This window comes from Burkholderiales bacterium, from assembly GCA_013695435.1.
Lineage (GTDB): Bacteria > Pseudomonadota > Gammaproteobacteria > Burkholderiales > JACMKV01 > JACMKV01.
The window spans coordinates 19,299-36,838 of record JACDAM010000293.1; the positions used below are offsets into that span (position 1 = coordinate 19,299).

Sequence of the window (17,540 nt, forward strand, 5' to 3'; positions counted from 1 at the left end):
CGGTCGTTACTCGGCTTCAGGGCGATTGGGTGTCATTCAAAGCGCGTTGGAAATGCGGTCTCCTGCCGTTTCGAACGTCTCAAACATCCAGATTGCGCACACCCAGGGCATTGCTTTCGATGAACGCGCGCCGCGGCTCCACCACGTCTCCCATCAAGGTGGTGAAGATTTCGTTGGCGGCAATGCTGTCTTCGATTTGCGCGCGCATCAGTCGGCGGGCTTTCGGATCCATCGTGGTTTCCCATAACTGCTCGGGATTCATTTCACCCAACCCTTTGTAGCGCTGAATTCCGAGGCCTTTGCGAACCTCGTCGAGCAGCCAATCGAGCGCCTGCTTGAAGCTGTTCACCGCGAGTTTATGTTCACCACGCTGTACATAAGCGCCTTCGCCGAGCAACCCATCCAGGACTTCGGCGGTTCGTGCGATCTGCACATAGTCGCCGCTTTGGATGAACTCCTGATCGATGTGGCTGAGGCGCTGGTTTCCGTGCTGCATTTTTCTGATCAACAGCGAATGACTTTCGGTTTTGTCGTCGTAGCGCGGCTCGATCTTGATGTTTTCGGCGCCAACCGCGGCAGCGAGGGCCTTGGCGCTTTTCGCAGCCGCCGCTTCGCTGGATAAATCCAGTTCGACGCGCTTCAGCAACGCATGCAGAACGGCGCTATCGACGAGCTGACTCACGCGATCGATGACCGCTTCGGCGAGCAGGTATTCCTTGGCTAGCGACTCGAGCGCTTCCGGACTCAGCGGTTCACCTTCAGAGCCTGGGTGCAGCTTGGCATCCTGCAGCGCCTGTCGCAGCAGATATTGCTTGAGCTCGTGATCGTCCTTCAGATAGCGTTCTTCCTTGCCGTGCTTGACCTTGTACAGCGGCGGTTGGGCGATATAAATATGTCCGCCTTCGATCAACTCCGGCATTTGCCGATAGAAAAACGTCAGCAGCAGGGTGCGGATGTGCGAGCCATCGACATCGGCGTCGGTCATGATGATGACGCGGTGATAGCGCAATTTGGCCGGGTTGTACTCGTCCTTGCCGATGCCGGTGCCAAGCGCGGTAATCAGCGTTGCGATTTCCTGGGATGAAACGAGCTTGTCGAAGCGCGCCCGTTCGACGTTCAGAATTTTGCCTTTGAGCGGCAGAATTGCCTGGAACTTCCGATCGCGCCCCTGCTTGGCCGAGCCGCCCGCCGAATCGCCCTCGACCAGATAAAGCTCACACAGCGCTGGATCCTTCTCCTGGCAGTCGGCGAGCTTGCCGGGTAAACCCAATCCGTCGAGAACGCCTTTGCGGCGCGTGATTTCCCGCGCTTTTCTGGCTGCTTCGCGGGCTCGCGCGGCATCGATAATCTTGCCAATAATGATTTTGGCGTCGGCCGGTTTCTCGAGCAGAAATTCCATCAACGCCTGCGCTACGATCTCCTCAACCACGGGCCGGACTTCCGACGACACCAGTTTATCCTTGGTCTGCGATGAGAATTTGGGCTCGGGGACTTTGACCGACAATATGCAGGCCAGGCCTTCGCGCATGTCGTCGCCCGTCGTCTCGACCTTGGCCTTCTTGGCGTATTCGTTGGCTTCGATATATTGATTCAGGGTTCGCGTCATGGCTGCGCGCAGGCCGGTCAGATGCGTGCCGCCGTCGCGTTGCGGTATGTTATTGGTGAAACACAGCACCTGTTCCTGATACGAGTCGTTCCATTGCATGGCGACTTCGACCCCTATGCCGTCCTTCTGTCGTGAAGAAAAGAATGTGGTTCCATGCAGGACCGATTTGGTGCGGTTGGTAAATTCGACGAACCCTTTGACGCCGCCGCTGAACGCAAAATTTTCCTCTTTACCGGAACGCTGGTCGGTCAGCACGATTTTGACGCCGTTATTCAGGAAAGACAGTTCGCGCAAACGCTTGGCCAGAATGTCGTAGTGGTATTCGATATTGCCGAAAATTTCGCTGCTGGCGAGAAAGTGCACTTCGGTACCGCGTCGTTCAGTTTTGCCGGTCACTTTCAAGGGTTCCATGGGGACGCCCATCCGAAACTCGACCTGGCTGACGTTGCCGTTCATGCGTATGGTCAGGCGCAGCCATTCCGACAGCGCGTTGACGACCGATACTCCGACGCCGTGCAAGCCGCCCGATATTTTGTAGGCGTTGTTGTCGAACTTGCCGCCAGCATGCAATTCCGTCATCACCACCTCAGCGGTAGAGCGCCCCTCGGTAGGATGCATGCCGGTCGGAATACCGCGACCGTTATCGACGACGCTGATCGAATTGTCCGGATGAATGGTGACGGTGATCTCGTCGCAGTAACCGGCCAGCGCTTCGTCGATTGCGTTATCGACGACCTCGAACACCATGTGGTGCAGGCCGCTCCCATCGCTGGTATCCCCTATATACATGCCCGGGCGCTTGCGCACCGCGTCCAGACCCTTCAGGACTTTGATGCTGTCGTCGTTGTAGGCGGCGTGATTGGCGGCGCTGTTGACGCTATTCGGCTTGTGTTCCAAATTTTTCCTTCCTAGATTCGCATGGGCATGACAACGTACTGAAAGTCGCCGTTGCCAGGTTCTGTGATCAGGGCGCTGCTGTTGGCGTCTCCCAGCGCACATTCCATGTTTTCAGTCGAGCGGCTGTTCAGAACGTCGAGCAGATAGGTGATGTTGAAACCGATATCCAGCGGCTCACCAGAATAGTCGATAACGAGTTCTTCCTGCGCTTCTTCGTGCTCGTTATTCGAGCAGACGATGGTGAGCTGGTCTTTGCTCAACATCAGGCGCACGCCGCGGAATTTTTCGTTTGCCAGGATGGCGGCCCTTTGCAGCGCGCGCTGCAATTCCATCCGGCTCAAAGCGATCCTGTTTTTGTTGTGGGCTGGTATGACCCGCGTGTAGTCCGGAAACTTGCCGTCGATCACTTTGCTGGTCAATTGTATGTCGGAAAACCTGAATTTCACCTGCTTTTCTGCCATCGCTATCGCCACCTCGTCGTCGCTGTCGTCGAGCAACTTCACGAGTTCGATGATCGTCTTGCGAGGCAGGATGACTTCTCGTCTGGCCGCTCCTGTATTGTGGCTCAGTTTGCTGAGAGCGAGCCTATGCCCGTCGGTGGCGACAGCGATTAGCGCATCCCCGTCGGCGATCATCAACATGCCATTCAGGTAATAGCGGATGTCCTGCTGCGCCATCGCGTATTGCACCGAGGATAGCAGCGTTTTTAGATCGCGTTGCGTTATGGTCAGCGTATTCGCGCCCTCGCTTGCCTCTACCAAGCGAGGGAAATCTTCTGCCGGCAGCGTCTGCAAGCTGAATTTACTGCGCGCGGTTTTGATCTGAAGCTTGCGATCGCCTGCATCGATCGTCACTTTCTCTCCATCCGGCAATGCGCGCAGGATCTCGTACAGCTTGCGCGCCGAAACGGTCGCGCTGATTGCGTCGCCTTCAGTATTGCACGGGATCTCGGTCGTAACCTGGACCTCGAGGTCGGTTGCGATAAAACCCAGTTTGCCGGATTTTCGTTCGACGAGGACATTCGACAGAATAGGCAGCGTATGACGTCGTTCGACGATGCCTACAATCGCCTGCAAAGGCTTCAGCAGCGCCTCGCGGCCGGCTTGTATTATCTTCATAAGATTTAAAGACTAGTAATAGTAATAAGCATCGCCGAATCTGTGGATAATACCTTAAAGCACTGAGTTTCTTGGCCTAATCTGGCGCTACCCCTGTGCACGATGGGCAATTAGCCTGTAGAAGGTTTGTTCGTTCTATGGAAACCGAAAGCCGCTTCGTTCCTTATGCACACCTTTGTACCGTAGATAGCCGAAGAGATATATTTCAACTCCGAAGCATCTGCAGCAAAACGGTATAGTCGCGGGTGATCTCGGTTTCGGATTCGCGCAGTTCTGCAATTTTGCGGCACGCGTGCATGACGGTCGTATGGTCGCGGCCCCCAAACGCTTCACCGATGTCGGGCAAACTCAACTGCGTCAATTCCTTGGCCAGCGCCATGGCAATCTGGCGCGGCCGAGCCACGACACGCGACCGCTTCTTGGAGTGCATTTCCGCGATCTTCAACTTGTAATAATCGGCGACGGTTTTCTGGATATTGTCGATTGACACTTGCCGCAACTGGACCGCCAGGAGGTCCTTTAACGCATCGCGGCAGAGCTCGGCGGAGAGCGGCCTTTCGTGGAATTTCGCGTAAGCCAGTACTCGCTTCAAGGCGCCTTCAAGCTCGCGAACATTCGACTGGATATGCTTGGCGAGAAAAAAAGCCGAGGCGTGATCCAGGGCGACAGCTTCTGCTTCGGCTTTCTTTAACAAAATGGCAACGCGCATTTCAAGCTCGGGCGGATCGATAGACACGGTCAATCCCCAGCCGAAGCGTGAGATGAGCCTGTCTTCCATATTCGAAATCTCTTTCGGATAGGTATCGCAGGTGATAATAACCTGATGTTTCGCTTCTATAAGCGCATTGAAAGCGTAGAAAAATTCTTCCTGAGTCCGCTTTTTTTCGCTGAAAAACTGGATGTCATCGATCAGCAGCACATCGAGTGAATGATAGTAACGTTTGAAGTCGTCAAATGCCTTATTCTGGTAAGCACGGACGACGTCACTGACGTACTGTTCGGCGTGGATGTAGCGAACCCTGGCCCCAGGTGCCAGCTGAACCACGCGGTTGCCAATGGCCTGGATCAAGTGCGTTTTGCCTAAACCGACCCCGCCGTAGACGAACAGCGGATTGTAGGAGGCCCCCGGTCGTTCCGCGACGTGCATGGCCACACCGCGCGCCATCTCGTTTGCCTTGCCGGAAACCAGGCTATCGAAAGAGAATGCCGGGTTCAGCCTGGTCTGCCCACTGTCCGCGCGGATCAGGGGCGGGGCGGGCAGGGGTTTGGACGGCGACGTTTTGACGCTTGGCGCAAGCTCTCGTTCCTGCAGCGCAAGACACAGCACGAGAGAGCTTGAAAAGTGCGCGCTCGCCATTTCTTCGAAGTCGTGCAGGAATCTATCCTTGATCCACTCCAGCGCGTATTGATTCGGCACGAGAATGGTCAGGCAGTCCTCACCGGCTTTCAGACGTAGTGGCTTGATCCAGGTCTTGAACTGCTGGGCGCTCAATTCCTTTTCGAAACGATCCTGGCAGGCGCGCCAAAACCGATCCATATCTGGCAAGGCGGGAAGATCGGACAATGGAGAAGGCGAGGAGAATCGAAAGCAGCTTATTTTAGCCTTAAGCGCATCGCTTGGCCACTAAGCCCTAAAGGTATTGACACAACGAAGGCGTAGGAATGTAATAGCCCGTTTTTCGGAAAACAGCGGAGCAAGCGATGAAAAGGACCTATCAACCGTCGGTCGTCCGCCGCAAGCGCACGCACGGCTTTCTTGTTCGCATGAAAACCCGCGGTGGGCGCGCGGTTATTCGAGCCAGGCGAGCGAAGGGCAGAGCAAAATTGAGCGTTTAAGGCTAAACGAAGAGCCTGAGCCGATCACAGACCGAGTTCGGCCGTCAAAGCGCACAGAATCAAGTCTGGGCAATTTCTCCAGATTCTGCAATCGCGGTGCAAGCTGCGTGGCCAGCGCTTCGTTGTATCTGCGATTCAAAACGGCGATTGCGAGGCGAGATTGGGCATGGCCGTCGGTAAAAAAATTATCCCCCAGGCAGTCGACCGCAACTACTTCAAGCGCCAGATCCGCGCCGTCTACCATCCGGTATCGTCGCGATTACACGGTTTCGACATCGTCGTCAGGCTGCGTTGCACATATCCGAAAAGCGTTGCCCGCCAAGCTCGTGAGGAACTGGCGGGTCTTTTAACAGCGGTCGAGCGATGTCGCGAATCATGATCGCTTTTATCCAGCTTTACCGATACGGCATCAGCCCGTTGCTGGGACCGCGCTGCCGGTTTACCCCTTCGTGTTCTGAATATGCGAGCGAGGCGTATCAAAAATACAGCTTCGCTCGCGCAACCCGCTTGAGCACGGGCCGCATCTTGCGGTGTCACCCGTGGTGCTCGGGCGGCTACGATCCCCTACCCTGAAATAGATGGAAGCACAAAGACTCGTATTGCTGGTTGTATTCTCGTTATCGGTATTTTTCTTGTTCGAGGCGTGGCAGAAGCAGGAACAAGTTTCGAACAAAGCTGGGCAGCAAAAAGAGGTTACCGCAACCACCCCCACCCCGGTTCCGGGCGATGCGTTGCGCAGTAGCCAGACGCCTGCGCAAGAGCCGAGTGCGCCTGCGGCAGTTCGCCAGACCGGCAAAATCGTTACTGCCAGAACGGACTATCTCATTGCGGAAATCGATACTCTCGGTGGGACGCTGCGCCGCCTGGAGTTGTTGCGCCATCGCTCGACAGACGATCAGAAGCAGAATTTTGTGCTGTTGCAGAGCCGGCCCGATCACTTATATCTCGCGCAGAGCGGTCTCATCGGCGTAGGCCTACCGAACCATCAATCCGAATACACAGTGGTGGAGGGCCCCAATCAGTTGTCAGAGGGCGAGGATTCGCTTGCGATACGGCTCGCGGCCCCGAATACAGGCGATATCAATGTGACAAAGATATTCACATTCCATCGCAGCAGCTACGTGATAGATGTCCGTTACGAGATCGCCAACGCCAGCAATGCGGCGATCAAGCCGTTTGCTTACTACCAGTTGGTTCGCGACGATACTGCCGCTGCAGGTGATTCGGTGTTAGTACCTACTTACACGGGAGCAGCAGTCTTTACGGACAAAGAAAAATTCCACAAGGTACCATTCGAGGACTTCGGCAAGGTCGACGCGCATGAACAAAACAGTACCGACGGCTGGATCGCCATGATCCAGCATTATTTCGTCGCCGCCTGGCTGCCGCCAAACGGCGCGCAACGAGAGTTCTATACCAAGCGCCTTGACGGCAATCTATTTGCCGCCGGCCTCATTCTGCCAATAGGCGAAATCGAACCGCAAAATCAGGCGGCTATTTCGACACCGCTATACGTCGGTCCGCAAGAATCCGCCCGCCTTGCCGCGCTTGCCCCGGGGCTCGATCTGACCATTGATTACGGCTGGTTAACCGTGATTGCCTCGCCGCTGTTCTGGGTTCTTGCCCAAATCCAGAAGGTGGTCGTCAACTGGGGTGTCGCAATCATCATTCTGACGATCCTGATCAAGTTGATGTTCTACCCGCTGTCCGCGGCGAGTTACCGCTCCATGGCGAAAATGCGCGTGGTGACGCCGCGTTTACAAAAGCTCAAAGAGCAATACGGCGACGATCGCCAGCGCATGCATCAGGCAATGATGGAACTATACAAGACCGAGAAAATCAATCCATTGGGAGGTTGCCTGCCGGTAGTAGTCCAAATCCCTGTTTTTATTGCGCTTTACTGGGTTTTGCTGGCGAGCGTGCAGTTGCGCCACGCGCCGTTTGCGTTATGGATACAGGACCTGTCGGCGCCCGATCCTTACTTCGTGCTGCCGGTATTGATGGGTCTTACCATGATTATCCAGAGCCGCCTGAACCCGGTCCCGCCCGACCCGATCCAGGCAAAAGTGATGAAAATCATGCCGATCGCGTTTAGCGTTTTCTTCTTCTTCTTCCCGGCTGGCCTCGTGCTCTATTGGCTCGTGAACAACATCCTGTCGATTGCACAGCAGTGGTATATAACGCGCGATGTCGAGCAGTCGAAATCCGTAACCAGTGCTCGTGCCAAACGATGACACGATAGCCGCCATCGCGACTGCGACGGGATACGGTGGCATAGGTATTGTCAGGATATCGGGCAATAATCTTGAAAATCTGCTAACGGCGATTCTCGGCGCTCAGATAGCGCCTCGCAAAGCGAGTTTAGCCAAATTTCTCGATGCCGCGGGTGCAACCCTAGATCAAGGAATTGCTGTTTATTATCCCCAACCCCATTCCTATACCGGAGAAGATGTACTCGAACTGCAGGGCCACGGTGGCCCGGCAGTGCTTCGGCTGGTGCTGCAGCGCTGTCTTGACTGCGGCGCGCGTCTCGCTCAGCCCGGGGAGTTTACGCAGCGGGCTTTCCTGAACAACAAACTCGATCTTGCTCAGGCTGAGGCAGTCGCCGACGTTATTTATGCCGGCAGTTCGTCTGCGGCGCGAAGCGCCGTGCGCGCGCTGCAAGGGGATTTCTCCACGGCGGTCGAAGTGTTGCGCAAGAAACTTGTCGGATTACGCATGCTGCTCGAGGCTACTTTGGATTTTCCTGAAGAAGGCGTCGACTTTCTCGAGCGGGCCGACGGACAAGCACAACTCAGGGACATCAACAAGCAGCTGGAACGAGTGCTTCTCGCCGCGCATCAAGGCAGCGTTTTGCGGGACGGAATTGCTATCGCATTGGTTGGCAAACCTAACGTCGGCAAATCCAGCTTGTTAAACAAGCTTGCCGGGCGCGACGCCGCAATCGTCACGGATATCCCTGGTACGACCCGTGATCTGGTGCGGGAAAGCATAGAAATCGAAGGCATTCCCGTGCAACTTGTCGATACGGCCGGTCTTCGCGAGACGAACGATCCAATCGAGGTTTTAGGCGTCTCGCGAGCCTGGGCTGCCGCGCAGCAAGCAGATATTGTTTTGTGGCTGGCCGAAAACGTCGACGACCTGCCATTGCTCCGCGCCTCGGCAGCCGGGCTTCCCGGTCGAAAGCACATTTTCGTCAGCAACAAGATTGACTTGCGTTGCGCGCCGCCAGCCCTGATCAATGGTGAAGAAACCCATGTGCATCTGTCGGCGAAAACCGGCGCCGGGATTGATTTGCTGCATCGCGCGGTTTTGTCGAAAATCAATTGGAACCCCGCGAGCGAAGGTGTATTCAGCGCACGCGAGAGGCATCTACGAGCCTTGAAGGAAGCCCGATTTCATGTGCTAAGCGCCGTCGATACTTGGGGAAGCATCGAACTGGTGGCAGAAGAGCTTCGTCTGGCGCAACATCATCTTGCTTCGATCACTGGCGAATTTGCCCCCGATGACTTATTGGGAGAGATTTTTTCCAAGTTCTGCGTCGGAAAGTAAACGGATGTTTCACGTGAAACATCCTGCTGTCTTACTAAGCAAGAAAACTGAGCTAGAATTGCGTCATGCCCGTAAATTTTGATCTCATTGTCGTCGGCGGCGGTCATGCCGGTACTGAGGCCGCGCTTGCTGCGGCCCGTATAGGGGCCGCGACCTTGCTGCTTACCCACAACATCGAAACCATAGGACAAATGTCGTGTAATCCATCGATTGGCGGGATTGGCAAAGGACATCTCGTCAGAGAAGTCGACGCGTTGGGCGGCTGGATGGCAACGGCTGCGGACGCCGCGGCCATTCAGGTGCGCTTACTCAATTCCAGCAAAGGGCCCGCAGTTCGCGCCACGCGCGTGCAAGCAGACCGGCAATTGTACAAGCAGGCTGTAAGACAAAAAGTAGAACAGCAGCAAGGCCTCAAGATTTTCCAGCAACCTGTTGCCGATATTACCTTTGATGCTTCCGGCGTAACCGGCGTGACGACTGAGCTAGGCCTGCGTTTTGCAGCGCGTGCGGTCGTGCTGACCGCGGGGACGTTCTTGTCCGGCCTGATGCACATTGGTTTGACCAGGATTCCTGGCGGGCGGGCCGGCGATGCTCCATCTTGCAGCCTCGCGAAGCGCATGTCGGAGCTAAAACTGCCGATCGGGAGGCTCAAGACAGGCACACCGCCCCGTATCGATGGCAGAAGCATCGATTTCGCCCGCCTACCCGTGCAGCCCGGCGATGATCCCCCGCCATTTTTCTCGTTTTTACCCTCTGCCCAGCGGCCGCGGCAGGTGCCTTGCTGGATCACGAACACGACCGAGCGCACGCACGAGATCATCCGAAATGGACTGTCGCGCTCGCCTCTGTATACCGGGGCCATCGCCGGCGTCGGACCGCGCTATTGCCCTTCAATAGAAGACAAGATCACGCGCTTCGCCGAGAAAACGAGCCATCAGATATTTCTCGAACCCGAGGGGCTGACGGTTAACGAAATTTACCCGAACGGGATTTCTACCAGTTTGCCATTCGACGTTCAGCTTGAGCTTGTGCAGTCGATACCGGGGCTTGAGCGAGCCCACATAACGCGGCCGGGTTATGCGATCGAGTACGATTACTTTGATCCACGCAGCTTGAAAAGCTCACTGGAAAGCAAAAACATCCCCGGATTGTTTTTTGCCGGACAAATCAACGGCACGACCGGGTACGAGGAAGCGGCCGCCCAAGGCCTGTTGGCCGGTATTAATGCCGCGCTTTACGTTCGCAGTGATGAGCCTTGGTGCCCCCGCCGCGATCAGGCTTATCTGGGTGTGCTGGTCGACGACCTGATCACGCGCGGAGTCACCGAGCCTTATCGCATGTTTACCAGCCGCGCCGAGTACCGCCTGAGCTTGCGCGAAGACAACGCCGATCTGCGCCTCACCGAAATCGGACACAAGCTTGGTGTGGTCGACGATGTGCGTTGGCGCCATTTCGAGAGGAAGCGTGAAGACATAGCGCGCGAAGCTGAGCGGCTGAAAAACACATGGGTGAACCCTAAACTGGTTGCGGACCTCGATGCCCAGCGAGTATTCGGCCAATCCATCGACCGCGAATACACTCTGGACGAATTGCTGCGGCGCCCCAATGTGAGTTACGCGTCATTGCTGACCCTGCCCGTTGCTGGTACAGCGACTGCGAGCACCGCAGTCGCCGAACAAGTGGAAATTCAGGCAAAGTATCGAGGCTATATTGACCGGCAGCGGGAGGAAATAGCCCGCCAAAAGCAGTCCGAGGATAAGCGGTTGCCACTCGATCTTGATTACACCAAAGTGCCCGGGCTTTCGATTGAGGTGCAGCAGAAGCTGAATCGGCACAAGCCCGAAACTTTGGGTCAGGCCGGCCGAATTCCGGGCGTCACCCCGGCCGCACTTTCGCTTTTGTTAGTGCACCTGAAGCGACGCTTCAGCGATCAGCTCTCCGCGTGAGCCTGGCTTCGCAACTCGCGCAAGGCCTCGTCGCGCTATCGCTGCAGTTGCCGGAAGATGCCGAGGCGCGACTGCTCAGCTTCCTTGATTTATTGCAGAAGTGGAACAAGGTGTATAACCTGACGGCGATACGCGAGGCGGATCAAATGGTTGCCCGCCATTTGCTCGACAGCTTATCGGTGCTCCCCCATTTCGGCGGACAGCGCATTATCGATGTCGGCAGCGGAGCTGGCCTTCCAGGTATCCCAATCGCTATCGCCAGACCGGAAGCAAGTATTTGTTTACTTGAGGTAAATCATAAAAGGGCGACTTTTCTCCAGCAGGCCATCACAGAATTGGGTCTGCGCAATGCGAGCGTCGTTGTGAGCCGGGTCGAAGATTTCCGGCCGGCGACTAAATTCGATGTGGTCATCTCGAGAGCTTTTGCCGATTTGTCCGAGTACGTTGCCCTTGCCGGACATCTGTGTATTGCGGGTGGCCTCATGGTCGCAATGAAAGGCTTGCACCCTTTTGAAGAACTGTCGCAATTGCCGTCAAACGTCGCCGAAAAGAATGTGATCAGGCTTGAAGTTCCGAACCTCGCGGCGGAACGTCATTTGGTTGTGATGACTCTGAAGGCCTGAAGTGGTCAAGACTTTTGCTATCGCCAATCAAAAAGGCGGCGTCGGGAAAACAACGACCAGCGTCAACCTCGCCGCTAGTTTGGCTGCCATAGGACAGCACGTCCTCCTCGTAGACCTGGACCCCCAGGGTAATGCGACCATGGGCAGCGGAATAAATAAGCGAGCACTGACTTCTACTATATACCAGGTATTGCTGGGCGAATCGGCGGCAGCAGCGACTCGGGTAGCGTCGGAGAGCGGAAAGTACGATGTGATTCCGGCCAATCGCGAACTGGCAGGAGCGGAGGTCGAATTGGTCGATATAACGCACCGAGAGGCGCGTCTTCGCGATGCGCTGAAAGAAATAGAAAACGATTACGATTTTATTCTCATCGATTGTCCGCCTGCCCTCAGCTTGCTCACCCTGAACGGATTATGTGCGGCGCAAACGGTGATGATTCCGATGCAGTGCGAGTATTACGCGCTCGAAGGCCTCAGCGATCTCGTGCAGACGATAAAAAAGGTGCGCGCCAACTTGAACCCGGCCCTCGAGATCGAAGGCCTGCTGCGCACGATGTTTGACCCGCGCAACACATTGGCGCAGCAGGTTTCCGACCAGTTGCAGCGACACTTCGGCAACAAGGTTTATCGCACGATTATCCCGCGCAATATCCGGCTCGCCGAGGCTCCGAGTTATGGTATTCCCGCTCTCGGTTTCGACAAGCAATCGAAAGGGGCGTTGGCCTATCTGGCCCTAGCCAACGAGATCGTCGACAAGTCTTCGAAGCCCGAATGGGTAGAAGCCGGGGATGCGCGGGCGCAATAAATAAGGTGCGGGCACAATGAATAAAGTGCGAGGACTAGGCCGAGGTCTCGATGCCCTGCTCACGAACGACGAACAGCGAAGCGAAAGCGATCGCTTGCAGTCATTGAACGTTAACCTGTTGCAGCCGGGCAAGTATCAGCCGCGGACGCGCATGGACGACGAGAGCTTGACCGATCTCGCCGATTCGATAAAGGCACAAGGCGTCATGCAGCCAATCCTTGTGCGCCCGATCGAAGGCTCACGGTATGAAATCATCGCGGGCGAACGGCGCTGGCGGGCGGCCAGGCTTGCCGGCCTGACCGAGGTGCCGACGGTAACGCGAATAGTCGCCGACAATGCCGCCCTCGCGATGGCTTTGATCGAAAATATTCAGCGCGAGGATCTCAATCCGCTCGAAGAGGCGGCCGGTATTCAGCGCTTGATCGGCGAATTCGGCATGACGCATCAGGAAGCGTCTGAGGCGGTGGGGCGATCGAGAAGTGCGGTCAGCAACATGTTGCGGCTTCTTGCGTTGACTCCGGCCGTGCAAAAGCTGCTGGCCGAGGGCAAGCTGGACATGGGTCATGCGCGCGCCTTGTTGCCATTCGACGCCGGTAACCAGACCGAACTCGCGCATCGAATTGTCGACCAAGGCCTGTCGGTTCGGGAGGCAGAGCGTTTGGCTCACGCGGCTGCATCCCCTGACAAACCTTCAGTTATACCGATGCGCGGCGCGGCGATTACCCGCGATCGCGACATTCTGCGGCTGCAGGAAGAGGTCTCGCAGCGGCTCGGCGCGAACGTCGAAATCAAACCCAGGAAGAAGGGCGGGACGATAACGATCGCCTATAGCGATCTGGGCCAACTCGATACGATACTGGCCAGGTTTTAGCGCGGCGGGCGATGAGGCGCGATTGGCAGCGAGCCAAGACGTTGACATAAATAGCGTCGGAATACTAAAATCGTTTTCTTCTTGAGTGGCGTAAACGAGCGTCAACAACGGCGCCCGGTAATGAAAACGATTTGCAGGATCATTGCCTTACAAATCGCACTCACGATTTTCTTGGCATTGGCATGGCTGGTTGCCCGCGATATTCCTGCAGCCTTTTCGGCAGTATTGGGGGGCGCCATCGGTTTCTTCCCCGGCCTCGTTTATGCCCTGACTATCCTGCGGGCTCGCGATTCAGAGAGGCCGGATCGCGTGCTGCGCGCGCAATATGCCGGAGAATTCCGCAAGCTGTTGCTGACTTTTGCGATGTTCGTCGCGATCTTCGCGTGGTTTAAGGATGTTTCTGTGATTGCACTATTGTCGACTTATATCGCAACACTCGTCGCCTATTGGGCCGCACTGCTATTTCCTCACGAGGCGTCATGAGCGAACCAGCCGAGCTCACTTCCAACGATTACATCGCTCATCACCTGACTAATCTCACGGTCGGCGAAGGTTTCTGGACGTTCAACCTCGATACCCTGATTATCTCCGGCCTGCTTGGAATTGTCGTTTTCGGTTTGATGGCGTATGTCGCGAGAAGCGCAACCAGCGGCGTTCCGCAAGGCTGGCAGAATTTCATCGAAATGACGGTCGGCATGGTCGATCAGCAGGTGCGCGATTCCTTTCACGGCAAAAATTCCCTGATCACACCGCTCGCCATCACGATTTTCATCTGGGTTTTCGTGATGAATGCGGTCGATCTGATTCCTGTCGATTTCATCCCGCGTTTCCTTGAATTGTTCGGTGTTCATTATTTCAAGGCGGTCCCGACGACCGATCCGAACGCGACCTTCGCCATGTCGCTTTCGGTCTTCGCACTGATCATCTACTACAACCTGAAATGCAAGGGATTGGGAGGCTTTACCAAGGAAGTGCTGACGGTTCCGTTCGGCCCCTGGCTAGCTCCGGTCAACCTCGTGCTGCGCGTGATCGAGGAGTTGGCGAAACCCATTTCCCTGGCGTTGCGCCTGTTCGGCAACATGTTTGCCGGTGAGATGCTGTTCATCCTGATTGCGCTGCTCGGCGTATGGCAGACCGTTCTTGCCTTGCCGTGGGCGATTTTTCACATTCTGATTATCACGCTGCAGGCATTCGTGTTCATGATGCTGACCATCGTGTACATGAGCATGGCCAGCGAATCGCATTAGGTTCATTACGTTCTAACTGAAACTCACCGGGAGACAACGATGGAATTGGCAAGTTTTTATGGAAGCACGCAGATCGCAGTAGCGATATTGATCGGCCTGGGCGCGCTGGGCACCGCGATCGGCTTCGGTATTCTCGGCGGCCGCTTTCTGGAAGGCTCGGCGCGTCAACCGGAAATGATCCCGACCTTGCAGGTCAAGATGTTTATCGTCGCCGGCTTGCTCGATGCGTTTACCGCGATCGCAACCGCGATCGCCGTTCTGCTGCTATACGCCAATCCGCTGGTCGGCGCGCTGCAAGCCGGTTAAGGCAAAAAGGGGGTTTTGTGAGCATCAACGCTACCTTGATCGGCCAGATTATCTGGTTCGCGCTGTTCGTCTGGTTCACGATGAGATATGTCTGGCCGCCGCTGCAAAAAGCCATGCACGAACGCCAGAAGCAAATCGCCGACGGTCTCGCTGCGTCCGAACGCGGCAAGCAGGAACTCGAAGCGGCCGGCCGCCGCTCGCAAGACGCCGCGCAGGAAGCGCGTAAACGCGCCGCCGAAATCATCAGCCAGGCCGAAAAGCGCGGCGCGCAAATCGTCGAGGAAGCCAAGCTCGGCGCCAAGACCGAAGGCGAGCGCATCATCGCCGGCGCCAAAGCCGAAATCGATCAGGAAACCTTTCGCGCCAGAGAAGCGCTGCGCAGCCAGGTCGCGGTGCTCGCGATCGCCGGCGCCGAGAAGATATTGCGCCGTGAAGTCGATGCCAAAGCGCACGCTGAATTGCTGACCGCTATCCAGGCCGATTTGTAGAATGGCCGAAGCGACCACCATTGCCCGGCCCTATGCGGAAGCCGCTTTCAGCCTCGCGCAGGAAAACAACGCCATTCCGCGCTGGTCCAGCTTTCTCGAATTGAGCGCAGCGGTCGCAAGGCACGAGCGGGTGCGGGCGCTGATCGGCAATCCTCGCATCACCTCCGAACAGGTGCTGAAGATATTTACTGGGGTAGCGGGCCAGTCACTGGGCGCCCACGGTACCAACTTCCTCAACGCCCTCGCCAAGAACGGCCGTCTGGAAGTGCTTCCCGAAATCAGTCAGATGTTCGAAGAGATGAAAGCGCAGCACGGCGGCGCGCTCGAAGCTACTATACATTCGGCGTTTCCCCTGAATGACGCGCAGCTCAAAGGCCTCGTGCAGGACCTGGAAACGCGCTTCAAACGCAAGATCGAGGCTGACTTGCGCGTTGCCCCGGAATTGATCGGCGGCGTAAAAATCGAAATCGGCGACCAGGTTCTCGACGCTTCAGTCCGCGGCCGCCTGACAGCGATGGCGGCAGCGTTGACTGCCTGACCAGAGAGTCGCGCCGATCAGGCTACATACAGCCACGAACCCTACAGATTGGAGACACCATGCAGCTAAACCCGTCAGAAATCAGCGAGCTGATCAAGCGCCAGATCGAAGGCATCACCACCAGCGCCGAAATTCGTACCCAGGGCAGCATCGTTTCGGTCACCGACGGCATTGTGCGTATACACGGGCTGTCGGATGCGATGCAGGGCGAGATGCTTGAATTCCCCGGCAACACATTCGGACTCGCGCTGAACCTTGAGCGCGATTCGGTCGGCGCGGTGATTTTGGGCGAATACGAACATCTGACGGAAGGCGATACGGTCAAGTGCACCGGCCGCATTCTCGAGGTTCCAATCGGCCGGGAGTTGATCGGCCGCGTCGTCGATGCGCTCGGCCAGCCTATCGATGGCAAAGGCCCGGTAAACGCGCAACTGACTTCGCCTATCGAAAAAATCGCGCCGGGCGTCATCGCGCGTCAATCTGTCACGCAACCACTGCAAACAGGCTTGAAGGCGGTTGACGCCATGGTCCCTATCGGGCGCGGCCAGCGCGAACTGATTATCGGCGATCGCCAGACCGGAAAATCAGCGGTCGCCATTGATACCATCGTCAATCAGAAAGGCACCGGCGTCGTCTGTATCTACGTCGCGATTGGTCAGAAAGCGTCTTCGATTGCGAACGTCGTGCGCAAACTCGAAGAGCACGGCGCGATGGAGCACACTATCATCGTTGCCGCGGCATCGTCGGATTCAGCGGCCATGCAATACATCGCGCCGTATTCGGGCTGCAGCATGGGCGAATATTTCCGCGACCGCGGTGAAGACGCGCTGATCATTTACGACGATCTGACCAAACAGGCGTGGGCCTATCGCCAAATTTCGCTGCTGCTGCGCCGCCCCCCCGGACGCGAAGCGTATCCCGGCGATGTTTTTTATCTGCATTCGCGTCTGCTCGAGCGCGCTTCTCGCGTCAGCGCCGAGCATATCGAAAAGCTGACCGAGGGTAAAGTCAAAGGCAAAACCGGTTCGCTGACAGCCCTGCCGATCATCGAAACCCAGGCTGGCGACGTCTCCGCATTCGTGCCGACCAACGTGATCTCGATTACTGACGGTCAGATTTTCCTCGAAACCGATCTATTCAACGCCGGCATTCGCCCGGCCATCAACGCCGGGCTGTCGGTTTCGCGCGTCGGCGGCGCCGCGCAAACCAAAGTCATCAAAAAACTCGGTGGCGGTATTCGCCTGGCGCTCGCGCAATTCCGCGAGTTGGCGGCATTTGCACAATTCGCGTCCGACCTCGATGAAACGACGCGCAAGCAACTGGAGCGTGGCCGCATGGTTACGGAGTTGATGAAGCAGGCGCAGTTCTCGACTATGAGCGTATCGGAAATGGCGATCACGCTATTCGCCGTCAATAAAGGTTTTCTCGACGACGTGGAGGTTACGAAGGCCTTGTCCTTCGAGGCTGCTTTGCAAGCGTACATGAAGAGCAAGCACTCACCTTTGATGGACAAGATCCAGACCGACAAGGATCTGAGCGCGGATTCCGAGAAAGAATTGGCGGAAGCAATGACCCAGTTTAAAGCCAACGCGGTCTATTAAAAATGGCCAGCGGCAAGGAAATCCGCACCAAGATACGCAGCGTCCAGAACACGCAAAAGATTACGCGCGCCATGGAAATGGTCGCCGCGAGCAAAATGCGTAAAGC

Annotated in this window: 19 protein-coding genes; 16 read left to right on the forward strand and 3 right to left on the reverse strand. The window is 56.5% G+C overall.

Features of this window, described 5'->3' with window-relative positions; genetic code table 11:
- Positions 1-79 precede the first annotated feature (79 nt).
- The 3 genes from gyrB to dnaA all read right to left on the reverse strand — a co-directional run bounded on the left by gyrB (position 80) and on the right by dnaA (position 5,158).
- The gene (gene gyrB, locus H0V78_14265) at positions 80-2,605 is read right to left on the reverse strand and encodes a DNA topoisomerase (ATP-hydrolyzing) subunit B (protein ID MBA2352898.1); all 2,526 of its coding nucleotides are present in this window, start codon (positions 2,603-2,605) and stop codon (positions 80-82) included.
- Complete coding sequence (locus H0V78_14270) at positions 2,515-3,621, reverse strand: DNA polymerase III subunit beta (protein MBA2352899.1); 1,107 nt, start codon at positions 3,619-3,621, stop codon at positions 2,515-2,517. Before H0V78_14270 ends, gyrB begins: the two co-directional genes overlap by 91 nt.
- 205 nt (positions 3,622-3,826) lie before the next feature.
- A complete protein-coding gene (gene dnaA, locus H0V78_14275) occupies positions 3,827-5,158 on the reverse strand; it encodes a chromosomal replication initiator protein DnaA (GenBank protein ID MBA2352900.1) in 1,332 nt (443 codons plus the stop codon).
- 164 nt (positions 5,159-5,322) lie between these two features.
- Here dnaA and rpmH point away from each other — a divergent pair, with 164 nt between their 5' ends.
- The 16 genes from rpmH to H0V78_14355 form a co-directional block, all read left to right on the forward strand.
- On the forward strand, positions 5,323-5,457 hold the full coding sequence (gene rpmH, locus H0V78_14280; protein MBA2352901.1) for a 50S ribosomal protein L34: 135 nt from the start codon (positions 5,323-5,325) through the stop codon (positions 5,455-5,457).
- 58 nt (positions 5,458-5,515) lie between these two features.
- A complete protein-coding gene (gene rnpA / locus H0V78_14285; GenBank protein ID MBA2352902.1) occupies positions 5,516-5,836 on the forward strand; it encodes a ribonuclease P protein component in 321 nt (106 codons plus the stop codon).
- Positions 5,821-6,030 (forward strand): membrane protein insertion efficiency factor YidD, encoded by a 210-nt coding sequence (yidD, locus tag H0V78_14290; GenBank protein MBA2352903.1) that lies wholly within the window; start codon positions 5,821-5,823, stop codon positions 6,028-6,030. The genes rnpA and yidD overlap by 16 nt, the downstream gene beginning before the upstream one ends.
- Positions 6,031-6,035: 5 nt before the next feature.
- Complete coding sequence (yidC, locus tag H0V78_14295; protein ID MBA2352904.1) at positions 6,036-7,691, forward strand: membrane protein insertase YidC; 1,656 nt, start codon at positions 6,036-6,038, stop codon at positions 7,689-7,691.
- Positions 7,678-9,009 (forward strand): tRNA uridine-5-carboxymethylaminomethyl(34) synthesis GTPase MnmE, encoded by a 1,332-nt coding sequence (gene mnmE, locus H0V78_14300; GenBank protein MBA2352905.1) that lies wholly within the window; start codon positions 7,678-7,680, stop codon positions 9,007-9,009. The genes yidC and mnmE overlap by 14 nt, the downstream gene beginning before the upstream one ends.
- A 65-nt stretch (positions 9,010-9,074) precedes the next feature.
- The gene (gene mnmG / locus H0V78_14305) at positions 9,075-10,955 is read left to right on the forward strand and encodes a tRNA uridine-5-carboxymethylaminomethyl(34) synthesis enzyme MnmG (GenBank protein ID MBA2352906.1); all 1,881 of its coding nucleotides are present in this window, start codon (positions 9,075-9,077) and stop codon (positions 10,953-10,955) included.
- On the forward strand, positions 10,952-11,578 hold the full coding sequence (gene rsmG / locus H0V78_14310; protein MBA2352907.1) for a 16S rRNA (guanine(527)-N(7))-methyltransferase RsmG: 627 nt from the start codon (positions 10,952-10,954) through the stop codon (positions 11,576-11,578). The genes mnmG and rsmG overlap by 4 nt, the downstream gene beginning before the upstream one ends.
- Position 11,579: 1 nt before the next feature.
- Positions 11,580-12,383 carry a ParA family protein gene (locus tag H0V78_14315; GenBank protein MBA2352908.1) on the forward strand — a complete coding sequence of 268 codons (804 nt, stop codon included), beginning with the start codon at positions 11,580-11,582 and terminating at the stop codon, positions 12,381-12,383.
- Positions 12,384-12,399: 16 nt separating this feature from the next.
- Entirely contained in the window at positions 12,400-13,254 is an 855-nt protein-coding gene (locus tag H0V78_14320) for a ParB/RepB/Spo0J family partition protein (GenBank protein ID MBA2352909.1), read from the forward strand.
- A 120-nt stretch (positions 13,255-13,374) separates the two neighbouring features.
- Entirely contained in the window at positions 13,375-13,737 is a 363-nt protein-coding gene (locus tag H0V78_14325; GenBank protein MBA2352910.1) for an ATP synthase subunit I, read from the forward strand.
- Entirely contained in the window at positions 13,734-14,501 is a 768-nt protein-coding gene (gene atpB / locus H0V78_14330) for a F0F1 ATP synthase subunit A (protein MBA2352911.1), read from the forward strand. Before H0V78_14325 ends, atpB begins: the two co-directional genes overlap by 4 nt.
- A 39-nt stretch (positions 14,502-14,540) precedes the next feature.
- On the forward strand, positions 14,541-14,807 hold the full coding sequence (gene atpE, locus H0V78_14335) for a F0F1 ATP synthase subunit C (GenBank protein ID MBA2352912.1): 267 nt from the start codon (positions 14,541-14,543) through the stop codon (positions 14,805-14,807).
- A gap of 17 nt (positions 14,808-14,824) precedes the next feature.
- Positions 14,825-15,295: a F0F1 ATP synthase subunit B gene (locus H0V78_14340; GenBank protein MBA2352913.1), complete on the forward strand. Its 471-nt coding sequence runs from the start codon at positions 14,825-14,827 to the stop codon at positions 15,293-15,295.
- Between the two features lies 1 nt (position 15,296).
- Positions 15,297-15,833 (forward strand): F0F1 ATP synthase subunit delta, encoded by a 537-nt coding sequence (locus H0V78_14345; protein ID MBA2352914.1) that lies wholly within the window; start codon positions 15,297-15,299, stop codon positions 15,831-15,833.
- Between the two features lie 59 nt (positions 15,834-15,892).
- Entirely contained in the window at positions 15,893-17,434 is a 1,542-nt protein-coding gene (locus H0V78_14350) for a F0F1 ATP synthase subunit alpha (GenBank protein MBA2352915.1), read from the forward strand.
- Between the two features lie 2 nt (positions 17,435-17,436).
- Positions 17,437-17,540: F0F1 ATP synthase subunit gamma (locus H0V78_14355; protein MBA2352916.1), on the forward strand; the 104-nt coding region annotated here is incomplete at its 3' end.

Bases quoted from the DNA above. Each gene is read 5' to 3' on its own strand.
- gyrB (MBA2352898.1), bottom strand. From the start codon at position 2,605: ATGTGCGCTGGGAGACGCCAACAGCAGCGCCCTGATCACAGAACCTGG.
- H0V78_14270 (MBA2352899.1), bottom strand. From the start codon at position 3,621: ATGAAGATAATACAAGCCGGCCGCGAGGCGCTGCTGAAGCCTTTGCAG.
- dnaA (MBA2352900.1), bottom strand. From the start codon at position 5,158: ATGGATCGGTTTTGGCGCGCCTGCCAGGATCGTTTCGAAAAGGAATTG.
- rpmH (MBA2352901.1), top strand. From the start codon at position 5,323: ATGAAAAGGACCTATCAACCGTCGGTCGTCCGCCGCAAGCGCACGCAC.
- yidD (MBA2352903.1), top strand. From the start codon at position 5,821: ATGTCGCGAATCATGATCGCTTTTATCCAGCTTTACCGATACGGCATC.
- yidC (MBA2352904.1), top strand. From the start codon at position 6,036: ATGGAAGCACAAAGACTCGTATTGCTGGTTGTATTCTCGTTATCGGTA.
- mnmG (MBA2352906.1), top strand. From the start codon at position 9,075: ATGCCCGTAAATTTTGATCTCATTGTCGTCGGCGGCGGTCATGCCGGT.
- H0V78_14320 (MBA2352909.1), top strand. From the start codon at position 12,400: ATGAATAAAGTGCGAGGACTAGGCCGAGGTCTCGATGCCCTGCTCACG.
- H0V78_14325 (MBA2352910.1), top strand. From the start codon at position 13,375: ATGAAAACGATTTGCAGGATCATTGCCTTACAAATCGCACTCACGATT.
- atpB (MBA2352911.1), top strand. From the start codon at position 13,734: ATGAGCGAACCAGCCGAGCTCACTTCCAACGATTACATCGCTCATCAC.
- atpE (MBA2352912.1), top strand. From the start codon at position 14,541: ATGGAATTGGCAAGTTTTTATGGAAGCACGCAGATCGCAGTAGCGATA.
- H0V78_14345 (MBA2352914.1), top strand. From the start codon at position 15,297: ATGGCCGAAGCGACCACCATTGCCCGGCCCTATGCGGAAGCCGCTTTC.
- H0V78_14350 (MBA2352915.1), top strand. From the start codon at position 15,893: ATGCAGCTAAACCCGTCAGAAATCAGCGAGCTGATCAAGCGCCAGATC.